Raw genomic sequence first — 12181 nt, 5'->3', positions numbered from 1 at the left:
GCTTTCTCAAAATATTAAAATACGTTCAAAATTTTTAGATAAGGAAGTAAAATGGCAACAAGGATAGGCGTAATCAAAAGCATCTCACAAGGAGCAAATGTAATCGCAACTGCAAAGGATGGCACACAAAGAGTGTTAAAAGTAGGCGATGAAATTTTTCTTGGTGAGACTATACAAACAACTGATATTGACTCAAAAGTAGTCATAACTGCAAACGATGGTAAAGATATCGCGATCATCGGAAAAGATACCCTAAATTTAGACAAGAGCGTAGCTCATAACGATAGCTTTGGCGACGATAGCGTAGCTGATGTAAGCGCTATACAAAAAGCACTTCTTGATGGTGCAAACATCACTGATCTTGAAGAGACAGCAGCTGGTGGTAACGCAGCAGCTGGAGCTGGTGGAGATGGTGTAAGCTTAGGTGCTGCAAGCTTTGAAGAGGGTGGTCACTACTCAAACATTACTGATGATTATAGAAATTTACCTGATTCAAGCAGGGCTTTTCAAACTCCAGAAAACTCAATTGGCGGCTACAATGACGGCAATGACGCAGGTGATGTAACTCCTGTTGCACCAGTCATACCTCCAATCAGCGTTGATATCAAAACTTTAACTGATGATCTTGGCACTATAACTGGTGATTATAGCTTAGACGCGCCAAGCGTACCTCGCACAAATGACGCTACTCCAACCATAAGTGGCACAGTTGAGCCTACTGCTGTAAGAGCTGTTGTTAGCGTGCTTGATAAGAACGGACACGAAGTCTTTACAAAAACTCTAAATCCAAGCGATTATGCTGATGGTAAATTTAAATTCACAACTAATGAGTTAAGTGTAAATGGTAGCCATGATGGCGATTATAAAGTAGAGATAACAGCTACAGGAAGAGATGGCAAGACTGCAACTGATAGTGGTAGCTTTGTACTTGATACACTTGCAAAAATAACTATAAACGTTGAAACAGAGATGAGCCTTGTAAAAGAGTCTGAGATGAGTAGCGGACTAAAAGGAAATTTCTGGTTTAACCACATCTATGAAGAAGAAGGCGTAAGAGGTACTGAGCTAAGAGACTTTAAAAATAAAATACCTGGCGGTTTTGAAAATACAGAATATGCTCATAAAGGTATGAAGCAAAATGACTTTATCGAATACTATATGAATAACACCAAACCTTGGGCAAGCTTTAAAGCAAAAGAGTTAAATTTCCAACAAGGTAAAGGTGGAGATAGGGATAACACTGATAACGACGCAGGAACAGTCTCAGGACTTGACGGCGCTCACAATATGATAGGCAAGATCGATCTTGACGGTAACAAAGTAACTCCAAATGGCGAGTGGGTAGCTCCAAATTTAAAAGCACTTGAGTATTTTATCGACAATGCAAAAGGTAGCGATATTCATCCCCTAAGAGATGCTCCTAAGGGCAAAAACACAACAGCTGGTGCGATGGTAAATTTAAAAGGCACTATGTATCTTGAGCCAGGGGACTATAAATTTGACGCAAAAGGCACTGACGATAGCGTGAGATTTAAGGTTGATGGCGTTACTATGGTCGATTATGACACTATCCACTCAGAAAATAGAGCCACAGTTACAACTTTACACGTTGATAAAGCAGGATACTACGACTTTGATATGAGCTATGCAAACTACATCTATTGGGGCAAGCTAAAACTAACAGTTTCAAAAGATGGCGGACCTGAGAGCATACTTGGCTCAGAGGCAAGTGGCATAAAATTAAATTCAACCGACTTTGACAGTTACGTAGATACAGTAACAAGAAATGTCTATAAAGTAACTCAAAAGATCACAGGAACTGTGGATAATGTAGAAGATGGACAGATCGTAACTGTCACATCAAGCACCGGCGAGAGCCATACAGCAGTTGTAAAAGACGGTAAATACGAAGTTGAGTTTAAAACTAGCGATCCAAAAGCAACATACACAGCTAAGGTTAGCGACCTTGTAGGCAACGAGGCAGAGGCAGAATCAACTAAACTAAATAATGTCGCTACAGACCTAATAGATGCGACCGATGATGATGCAAGCAGTGTAAGTGCAAATACAAATACAGGTATAAACGACGCAACTAAATATTATAAATATACAACTGACGACATCGCTCAAACTGATAAATTTTCAACTAATGCACCACTACCAGTACTAAGCGATAAGACTCCGACATTTACGGGCAGCATAGATAGCAGCGCAACTAAAGCTATCATCACTGTTCTTGATAAAAATAGACATGAAGTCTTTACAAAAGAGCTTAGCCAAAGCGAATTTGCAAATGGTAAATTTGAAGTCACATCTAATGAACTAAATGACGGCAAATATAACATCAAAGCAACTGCTGTCTTTTCAAATGGCGACAAGAGCACGATAGTTAGCGAATTTGTAGTTGATAAGACTCCAGTTACTATAGAAAACATCAAGATCATCGAAAATGATGGCGAGGGACTACACCATACGCTTAAATTTAACCTCAAAAACTATGAGGATGGCGATAAGATCGAGAGTATAAAAATCGTAACTGCTGACGGAACTACTAACGTAATCTCTGTTGGCACTACTAAGCCAACTAATGGCGTGCTAAGCTTTTATTACGATCACAAGATAAAGCTAGGCGATAAGATCGAAGTTGAGATGACTGATAAGGCTGGTACAAAATATACTCACGTAAATGAAATTTTAGTTCCAACTATGACGCAGTTTGAAAACGGCAACGACACAACTACAAATGCAAATAATCGCTCAGCTGAGAAGTTGTGGGGCACTATGGAGATGAGCGAAGATGGCCTTAGAGCTGATGGCTCAAGGATCGTTTCAAATGACGCTGTACCATACCTAAGAGCTGTGATCCCAGAAGATGCAACTGCAGGCAATGCTAGCGACAATCAAACTGTAAGTGAGTTTTTAAATAGCGGCAGAGGCATAGCATGGGGCACTGGTGATGTTAGATTTGTAGCAACTAACGTTGATACAGGTATTTCAAAAGAGCTATTATCTCAATCGATAGAAAAACCAATAGGCAATGTAACGCCTGATCACTACAATAGACTTACAGGCTATAACAACAGACTTGACGGCTATGGCAAGATGGCTGATGGCGTTTATAAAATTTCTATCGATGGTAAGTATCAAGGCGGTGATGAGCTACTTCACAACTCTATTAAATTTACGATCGACGCAACAGCTGCAACGATAAATGACTCAAATTTACGCTACGATGCAGCTACAAATAAAACCACATGGAGTGGAAATTTAAGTGAAAATGGAGTTGGCGCAAGCTATACGCTAAAACAACACTTTGAAGAAGCGGTAAAAGGCATAGCTTTAAAAGATAGCATCACTTTAAAAGACGCTGCTGGCAACACTATCGTTGCAGATTCTGTAACGCTTCATGAAAATGGAAATTTCGAAGCGGTATTTAACGGCGAAGTAAAAGAGAGCGACGTCTACTTGCAAATTTCTGATATCGCTAAAAATACAAGAGTAGTTGCAGAAAACAACAACGATAACGTTATCACAACGACTGAGGGCAACGATATCATAACCGTTGGAGATGGAAACAACACGATCAACGCAGGACGCGGTGAAAATGAAATTCGCACAGGCAATGGCAACAATGTAATCATCACTGGCGACAACAATGACGTCATAACCACAGGAAGTGGCAACGACTACATAGACGCTGGCAGAAGTGGTTATACTGGCATAAACAAAGGCGATCTAGTAAATGCTGGCGCTGGCGATGATAAGGTTGTATTTACCTTTGATAATCCAAGAGCAGCTCTATCTCAAAGCCTAGATGGTGGCACTGGTACAGATACGCTTATCATGCGTCCAGTGGCAAAGGATGGTACTATCGACTTTGATAAGATAGACAACAAATCTTTAACTAATGCGATCAAGAGTTTTGAAGAGATCCAACTTGGCATGGATGAGCATGGCAACGACAACCAAGATGTTAAGCTACTAAATTTAAAAGCGGATAATGTATTTAGCATCACTGATGATGTAAATACTATCTTAAAAATAAGTGGCGACAACAAAGATAGCGTTTCATTAAAAGGATTTACTGAGGCTGCAAATCAAAATGGTGTCGAAGCTGGATATACAAGATATGAGGGTCAAACAAGCTCAGCTACTCCAACAACTATCTATATAGATGTCGATAACGATATAAACAAACAACTTGTATAAAATTTGGGCTTTTTAGCCCAAATTTCTTCTTTTAAATTTCTCTTTTTACTCCTAAAAAACGCTCTTAAAATCATCTTTGTACCAAAGTACAATATACAAATTTAATAAAAAACACTAGAATAAATCAAAAAATAAAAGTAAGGAATAAAGATGGCAGCTGTAGCCGGCAAGGTAAAAAGCGTCACATCTGATGTTATAGCGATAGATAAAAACGACCGTGTAAGAGTTCTAAACGTAGATGATGAGGTTTATATCGGAGAGAGTATAAAGGGCGAAAGCCAAAGTGCGAGCGTGACTATCACTGCAACAGATGGCAGCGATATATCGCTAAATGGATATGACACGATATGGCTTGATAGTAGTGTGGTAAGTGCTGATACAAGCGCTGAAAATAGCATCGATACTGACGCACTTTTTAGAGCGCTTCTTGGAGAAAACTACGCTGAGATACTTGATCAGATGAATGAAAAAGTAGAAGATATGTTTGCAAAAACGCAGCCAAATGAGGCTGAAAATAGCTCAAATAGCCTTGAGAGCAGTGAAAATTTAGCAGACAAACATAGCGCAAATGATGAGATTTTATCTGACTCAAATGAGCTAAAAGTAGATAACTCTTACGAGCATGCAAATTTTGACGCAACTACGATATATATCGAGATTGATAACGATCTAAATAAACTTTCATAAAATTTGAGCCTTTTGGCTCAAATTTCTTATCCTAAAAATTAACTAATATCCCTTATAATAAGCCAAAATTTACAAAAGGAAAACGATGAAGAAAATTTTAATCATCGCAGGCTCATGCAATAGCGGCACAGCGGGACTTCAGGCTGATATAAAGACATGCGCTAGGCTAAACTGCTATAGCGCAACGGCGGTCACTTCGCTTGTTGCTGAGACCACAGACGCGATAAAAAGCGTAGTTTGTCTTGAATCTAGCTTTGTTAAAGATGAACTTTGCACGCTTGCGGAGGAATTTAGCTTTGATGCCATAAAGATCGGTATGCTCTTTAGCGAGGAGATAATGGACGTGGTGTATGAGTTTTTACTCACCCAAAAGGCAAAAGTCGTGCTTGATCCGGTCTGCGTTTCAAAGAGCGGCCACAAGCTCATAAAAGATAGCGCAGTAGAAAAGCTAAAAGAGCTAATGAAGCTTGCCACCGTCGCCACGCCAAATTTAGACGAGGCAAATGTCCTTTTTGGTGGAAATTTTAAAGATCTGCCTTGCGATATCATCGTGAAAAAGCGAGTGAGTGAGGGAAATAGCATAGATACGCTTTATAGAAAAGATGGCTCACTGCAAAATTTCAAAACGCCACTTGCTAGCCCGCTTGTGATGAGTGGGACTGGTTGCACTTTCTCAACGGCGCTTGCTTGCTACCTTGCAAAGGGAAAGAGCCTAGAGGAGGCTATAGGGCTTTCAAAAGAGTATATCTGCTCCATTATAAAAGAGAGTATCGACACAAAGCTAGGCAAAAACCGCCTACTTTGGCACGGAGCGAAGTAAATTTAAGCCTAAAATTTAGGCTTAAATTTGATAGTTTTGCCTTACGCCTCCAGTATCGCTCCATTGCTTGCGTTTGTGACTAGCTTTTGATACTGCCTTAGCCAGCGAGAGGTTAGCGCTTTATCTACTGGTTTAAATTTAGCCCTGCGCTCGGCGATCTCAGCTTCGCTTAGGCGCACGTTGATCTCGTATTTATCGACGTCTATATCGATGATGTCGCCATCTTGTAGCAAGCCTATCATGCCGCCTTCAGCCGCTTCCGGGCTCACGTGGCCGATACTTAGGCCTCTTGTCGCCCCGCTAAAGCGACCATCTGTGATGAGCGCTACGTCTGCGCCAAGTCCTCGCCCCATGATGAGCGAAGTAGGACTTAGCATCTCTTGCATGCCTGGTCCTCCGCGTGGGCCTTCGTAGCGGATGACTACGACGTCGCCTTTATCGACTTTACCGCTTGAGATGCCAGCTATGGCTTCATCTTGTGAGTTAAAGCAGACCGCTTTGCCGCTAAATTTACGCTCGCCAACGATGCCAGCTGTCTTGATGACACAGCCTTGCTCGGCTAAATTTCCAAACAAAATGGCAAGTCCGCCAACTTGCGAGTAGGCGTTTTCCACCTTGTGAATGACGCTTTCATCTTTGATGTAACTTGCTTTTACGCGCTCACCCAAAGTTTCGCCGCTAACTGTTAGGTTGTCTAAATTTAGCATGCCGTGGTCTCTGCGTGAAATTTCTTTTATCACTGCATTCATACCGCCAGCTCTGCCGACATCCTCCATGTGCACGTTTGGCAAGCTTGGGCTGATCTTAGCGATGTGAGCGATGTTTTGACTGATCTTGTTTAGCTCTTTTATGTCTAAATTTACGCCAGCCTCTCTTGAGATGGCTAGCATGTGAAGGACGGTGTTGCTGCTGCCGCCCATCGCCATATCAACGACAAGAGCGTTGCGGATCGCCTTTTCATTTAGTATGTTTCTTATATTAAATTTCTCATCAAGGGCGATCTGGCAAATTCTGCGAGCAGCCTGCCTGATGAGCTCCTCACGCTCTGGAGTTAGCGCTAAGATGGTGCCGTTGCCAGGGAGCGCTATACCCATCGCTTCGCAAAGTGTGTTCATAGAATTTGCCGTAAACATACCGCTACAGCTTCCACCACTTGGACATGCGTTACACTCGATATCTCTTAACTCAGCCTCATCTATCTCTTTGGTTTCAAATTTACCAACCGCCTCAAATGCAGTCGCAAGATCGATCGGCCTGCCATCTTTTGTGTGACCTTTTCTCATAGGGCCACCGCTTACAAAAATGGTCGGGACATTGACCCTTAAAGCGCCCATAACCATGCCAGGGACGATCTTGTCGCAGTTTGGCATACAAACAAGCGCGTCAAGTGCGTGCGCGTTCATCACGGTCTCTATCGAGTTTGCGATGATCTCGCGGCTAGGCAAGCTATATAGCATGCCCCCATGCCCCATCGCGATGCCATCATCCACGCCGATGCAGTTAAATTCAAACGGCACACAGCCATTTTTGCGAATTTCATCTTTTAAAATTTGTGCGTATTTGTTTAAGAAAAAGTGCCCAGGGATGATCTCTATAAAGCTGTTTGCAACGCCGATAAATGGCTTAGCAAAGTCCTCGTCTTTTAGCCCAGTCGCACGTAAAAGTGAGCGGTGTGGGGCTCTTGTGTAGCCTTTTTTGATTATATCGCTTCTCAAATTTGATCCTTTTTTTAAAATTTGAGAGGATTTTATCACATCTAAAGTATCAAAAATTTTAAAGCTTGGCCGCACATGGCAGCCAAGTAAATTTAGTATTCGTCAAAGAATTTTTGAATTTCTTTGGTGTCGCTCGTCTTTGTGAGGGCTAGCATGAGTAAAATTCTAGCCTTTTGTGGGTTTAGATCGCTTGCGGTGATGAAATTTCCATTATCATCCATCTTTTTACTGCTATCCACGTAGCCGCTGCCGACGATCGCGCTTCTTACTATTTTTATGCCTTTGGCATTTGCCTCTTGAAGCACGGTAAATACGTTGTTGTGGATGCTGCCGTTACCTGTGCCTGCGTGGATGATGCCTTTTGAGCCAACATCTATCAGGTGTTTTGTGATATCGCCGTAGTCATTTGCGTGTGAGTAGATGATGTCAACCCTTGGCAAGGTCTCTAGCTTGCTTACGTCAAAGACGCTATTTGCAGTGTGTTTTTTGAGGCTTTTTGTGCTGTAAACGACCTTGCCATAATAGACTCTGCCGATGGCGCCGGTGTTTCTTGATTTAAATGTATCAACTGATGAGGTGTTTGTTTTTGTAACCTCTCTAGCGGCGTTGATCTCGTCATTTAGCACGACTAAAACGCCATTACCTGCGCTCTCTTTGCTAGCTGCGACGCTTACTGCGTTATATAAATTTAGCGGACCATCAGCACTCATAGATGTGGCGCTTCTCATGGCTCCTACTAAAACTACAGGCTTATCTGACTTGACGACTAAATTTAAGAAGTAGGCGGTTTCTTCGAGGGTGTCGGTGCCGTGAGTTATGACGATGCCATCCACGTCTTTGCTGGCAAGTAGCTCATTTACGCGTTTTGCAAGCTTTAGCCAAATTTCATCAGTCATGTTGTTTGAGCTGATGTTTGCGACTTGCTCGCCTTTTACATTTGCTAAATTTGCTATCTCTGGCACGGCTTTGATGAGGATATCGACGCCAAGTTGGGCCGCGTCGTACTGGGCATTTGTCGCGCCACTAGCACTTCCTGCGATAGTGCCGCCTGTGGCTAAGATGACGACGTTTGGCTTTGCATAGAGCGAAGCAACTAGAATGCAGATTAGTAAAACTAGCTTTTTCATAGCTATCCTCCTAGTAAGAAATTTTACGCATTTTTAAATTTTCGTAATACCAAACCAAGCAAATAGACAAAAAATAAAGTAGCTCAAATAAATTTCTAAAATATTTTTATAAATTTAAAAAATATTATTTTTGCTCATTTTATCACAAAAAGCACACGTTAAATTTAACTCTCTCTTAAAAGATAAGACAGATAAAATGAAATTTGCCTCATTCTGATCAAAATGATATATAAATTGATAACGTAAATTTGTCATACATGTGTCACAAATACCGAATTTAAGGGCCTTATTGTACCTGGGTACAATATACATGAATTATAAAATTCATTAAAATGCGAGGAAAAATTTAACAAGGATGAACATGGCAGCAAAACTAGGAAGTATAAAATCAATTTCAGGTCAAACTGAAGTGATAGCAGTTGATAAAAGTGGAAATGAGAGAATTTTAAAAGTTGGCGATAGCTTGTACGAGGGCGAGAGCATAAAGACAACTTCAGCTGATGCAAAGGTAGTCATCGCTGCAAATGACGGCAAGAAAGTCTCGATAGTAGGCGAAGATACTATCTCGCTTGATCCAAAAGAGGCGGCAAACGCACAAAGTGCTAACCCAGAGATCGCAGCGCTTCAAAACGCTCTTTTAAATGGTGCAAACATCACAGATCTTGAAGAGACAGCAGCTGGTGGTAACGCAGCAGCTGGTGGAGCTGGCGGAGATGGCGTAAGTCTAGGTGCTGCTAGCTTTGCTGAGGGTGGTCACTACGCAAATATCAATGAAAACTACAGAAATTTAACTGACGCAAATAGAGCTTTTGACTCTTTTAATAGCCCAATCGGCGGTTATGCTGATAATAACGACAATAGCGAGGGCGATAGTGTTGCACCGCAAAACCCAGCAACTCCAGCAACCCCAGTGGCTCCAGTTAGCCCAGCAACTCCAACAACCCCTGTTACTCCAGTTACTCCAGCAACACCTGTAGCACTAAGCGTATCACTTGATGGTAGTGGCGAGGCAAGAGAGGCAACTCCAAACGAGTATCTAGTCTATAATCTAGGCCTATCGGCTGCTACAAGCTCAACTACACCTACTGATCTAACGCTAAATTTAAGTGGTGCAAGTGCAGGCAGAGACTACTCAAACGCTATGGAGTATTCACTTGATGGCGGAAATAGCTGGACTGCGATACAAAATAGCGGCACGATAAGTGGTGTGGCACCAAGCGATATCGCAAATGTAAAGGTTAGAGTGCAGGTTATTGACGACTACGGTCAAACAGCTGGCAACCAAAACGAGGGCGCAAGCAGCGAAGATCTAGGCGCAAATATCGCTCCTGGCATAAAAGACTACGGCGTTTATAAAGAGGGCGTAACTCTTAGCGTGACTACAAACAACGCAGTTATCACATCTGGCACGGCTGAGGGCAAGATCATCGATAATGATGATAAGATCGACATCACGCAGGATATAAATCCAGATGATTACGAAGGTGTAGAACCTACCATAAACCGCAGCTTTATAAACTATGATCCAGACAATGGCAATAACACTATGAAAACTATCATCGACACAAAAGATGGCGATGATACGATAACTATAAAAGAAGGCGTAGAGTTTAGAAGTGGGTTGTCTGACTTTAAAGACGATAGTAATGATGTCATAAAAATGGGCGATGGCGACGATGTGCTTAAGATAGAAAAATCTGATGCAGAAATAAATGGTGAAATGAAATATGGCAGTGTTAGCTCTACAAAAATAGATATGGGTAATGCTGGAAAGAACAACCAAGATACAGTAATAATAGATGGTGGCACTGTGCTAAATACTATGATTACAAGCCATGATGGCAATGATAAATTTACTGTTAGAGGCGATGCGACATTAGGAGATGTGCTTTTTAAAACTGGCAAAGGAGAAGATACTGTTAATATCGAAAGCGGAATAACAGTGACATCATTAAAATCAGTAAAGATAGATACGGGAGCTGATAATGATGTTGTAAATATAAAACATGATTTGATAGATGACTGGTCTAATCATGGATCGACAGATGGAAGCGAGTATGAAGGTGTTAGAACTGCCAGCTTTATAAAAACAGGTGAGGGTAACGACACTATAAATGTAACTGACGCAAGTATCAGTGGAGTTGATATCGACTCTGGTGACTCAGACACAGGTGATATGCTAAATTTCATCAGCGCAGGTATATATAACTCTGAAATAAAAAGTGGCAATGGTAATGATAAGATCGTGCTTCAAGATGCCAAAGCAGATGTTATGGATATATACACAGGTGAGGGTAATGATAGCCTAACTATCAAAGGTAGCACTGAAATAAAAAATAATAGTGCCGCACACAATGACCCTATAAGCTCACCAGCTCACGTGGCAAATCCGGTAGCTAACCAAGCTGGAATTCACTCAAACTACATAGAGATGGGCAAAGGTCGCGATACACTAACTATCGAAAGAGGCGCTGAAATTTCAAACACTAAGATAAACACTAGCTCAGCTGATGCTGGAATAAGTGACGATAGAGACAGCGTAGATGTTGCTGGCGCTAAATTTAACAACGCTGCCATTGAGACTGGATATGGTGATGATGAGATAAATTTAAAAGATGTCACCATGATCTCAAACGATGGATATAGCACATATATCGGTGCGGGCGGTGGAAATGACACCATTAATGTCTCTGGAAATAGCTCATTTGACAAGGCTATCATCTACACAAACGGCGGAGATGACCATGTAAATGTCGATGGTGACGTCTCTATGGTGGATTCAAACATCATGCTTGAAAATGGCAATGTAACACTAAATGTTGCAAAGGCTACTGGTCTAGTTGATACAAATATAGAGGGTGCAGGCGTTGGAAATGCTGGCGTAAAAACCGTGACTATCGATAACGCTGAGCTTAGAAGGGTCACCATAAATACCGCAGATAACGGCGATAGTGTGACTATCGGAGCTGGCACTCATGATAATACTGATGTTAAAATTTTCACTCAAGGCGGAGACGATACGATAAATATCAACTCTGATCTAACTGGTACATCAAATGTAAATTTAAGTCCAGCTGCAGGCGAAGCTGCGCATGAACGCGATGCATCAAACATCAACTCAGGCAAAGGCAACGATACTATCAATATAGCTGATAATGTAACACTAACCAAAACCTACCTTTCAGGTGGCAACGGCAGCGACTTAGTCGATCTTGGCAAGAATGTAAGCCTAAATGGCACTGCTATAAATGGAGGCGACGGCATAGATACGCTAAAAATCCACGATGACTCGTTTAAGACAACAAATGCTGGTAAGATAAGTGGCTTTGAGGTGCTTGATATGTCAGACGCTGATGAGGAATTTACATTCCACCATGCTTCAGATATCGCAAATTTCATAAAAAATGTCGGTGGTGAGGGTGCAACATCGCTATTCGTAAAAGGTGATAAATTTGTTGGCAAATTTATAGAAGGCTCATCTGAAATAGCAAGTGCTGGTACAGTAGATAGTAATGGAAACCACGTATATAGCGTAAGTGAAGGCAGTCAGACATTTACTCTTACAATAAAAGATGTTACTATAGATCCTTCAATGTAAGTTTTAGACCCATTTTTTGGGTCTA

At 41.6% G+C, this 12181-nt stretch carries 6 protein-coding genes; 4 read left to right on the top strand and 2 right to left on the bottom strand.

The genetic code is table 11. From position 1 onward, the window contains the following. Positions 1 to 51 precede the first annotated feature (51 nt). From MTT29_RS06425 to MTT29_RS06415, 3 genes are all read left to right on the top strand, one after another. A complete protein-coding gene (locus MTT29_RS06425; RefSeq protein ID WP_429800096.1) occupies positions 52 to 4209 on the top strand; it encodes a hypothetical protein in 4158 nt (1385 codons plus the stop codon). A gap of 150 nt (positions 4210 to 4359) precedes the next feature. Then, a complete protein-coding gene (locus tag MTT29_RS06420; protein WP_103557750.1) occupies positions 4360 to 4896 on the top strand; it encodes a hypothetical protein in 537 nt (178 codons plus the stop codon). 85 nt (positions 4897 to 4981) lie between these two features. Then, complete coding sequence (locus MTT29_RS06415; RefSeq protein WP_429800095.1) at positions 4982 to 5716, top strand: hydroxymethylpyrimidine/phosphomethylpyrimidine kinase; 735 nt, start codon at positions 4982 to 4984, stop codon at positions 5714 to 5716. 41 nt (positions 5717 to 5757) lie between these two features. Here the strand turns inward: MTT29_RS06415 and ilvD are convergent, their stop codons facing one another. Both ilvD and MTT29_RS06405 read right to left on the bottom strand, forming a co-directional pair. Beyond that, entirely contained in the window at positions 5758 to 7431 is a 1674-nt protein-coding gene (gene ilvD / locus MTT29_RS06410; protein WP_429800094.1) for a dihydroxy-acid dehydratase, read from the bottom strand. A 92-nt stretch (positions 7432 to 7523) separates the two neighbouring features. Next, the gene (locus tag MTT29_RS06405; RefSeq protein WP_429800093.1) at positions 7524 to 8558 is read right to left on the bottom strand and encodes a type II asparaginase; all 1035 of its coding nucleotides are present in this window, start codon (positions 8556 to 8558) and stop codon (positions 7524 to 7526) included. A gap of 361 nt (positions 8559 to 8919) precedes the next feature. On the opposite strand from MTT29_RS06405, the gene MTT29_RS06400 reads away from it, so the two are divergent. Next, positions 8920 to 12156, top strand: a complete 3237-nt coding sequence (locus MTT29_RS06400) for a retention module-containing protein (protein ID WP_429800092.1) — start codon at positions 8920 to 8922, stop codon at positions 12154 to 12156. The last annotated feature ends 25 nt before the right edge of the window (positions 12157 to 12181 follow it).

It is taken from the genome of Campylobacter concisus (assembly GCF_050447485.1).
In the GTDB taxonomy this organism is placed as follows: Bacteria; Campylobacterota; Campylobacteria; order Campylobacterales; family Campylobacteraceae; genus Campylobacter_A; species Campylobacter_A concisus_BQ.
This window is presented reverse-complemented; position numbering and strand designations above follow the sequence as displayed.

Excerpts from the sequence above, each read along its gene's own strand:
- MTT29_RS06425 (WP_429800096.1), top strand. The coding sequence starts at position 52 with ATGGCAACAAGGATAGGCGTAATCAAAAGCATCTCACAAGGAGCAAAT.
- MTT29_RS06420 (WP_103557750.1), top strand. The coding sequence starts at position 4,360 with ATGGCAGCTGTAGCCGGCAAGGTAAAAAGCGTCACATCTGATGTTATA.
- MTT29_RS06415 (WP_429800095.1), top strand. The coding sequence starts at position 4,982 with ATGAAGAAAATTTTAATCATCGCAGGCTCATGCAATAGCGGCACAGCG.
- MTT29_RS06405 (WP_429800093.1), bottom strand. The coding sequence starts at position 8,558 with ATGAAAAAGCTAGTTTTACTAATCTGCATTCTAGTTGCTTCGCTCTAT.
- MTT29_RS06400 (WP_429800092.1), top strand. The coding sequence starts at position 8,920 with ATGGCAGCAAAACTAGGAAGTATAAAATCAATTTCAGGTCAAACTGAA.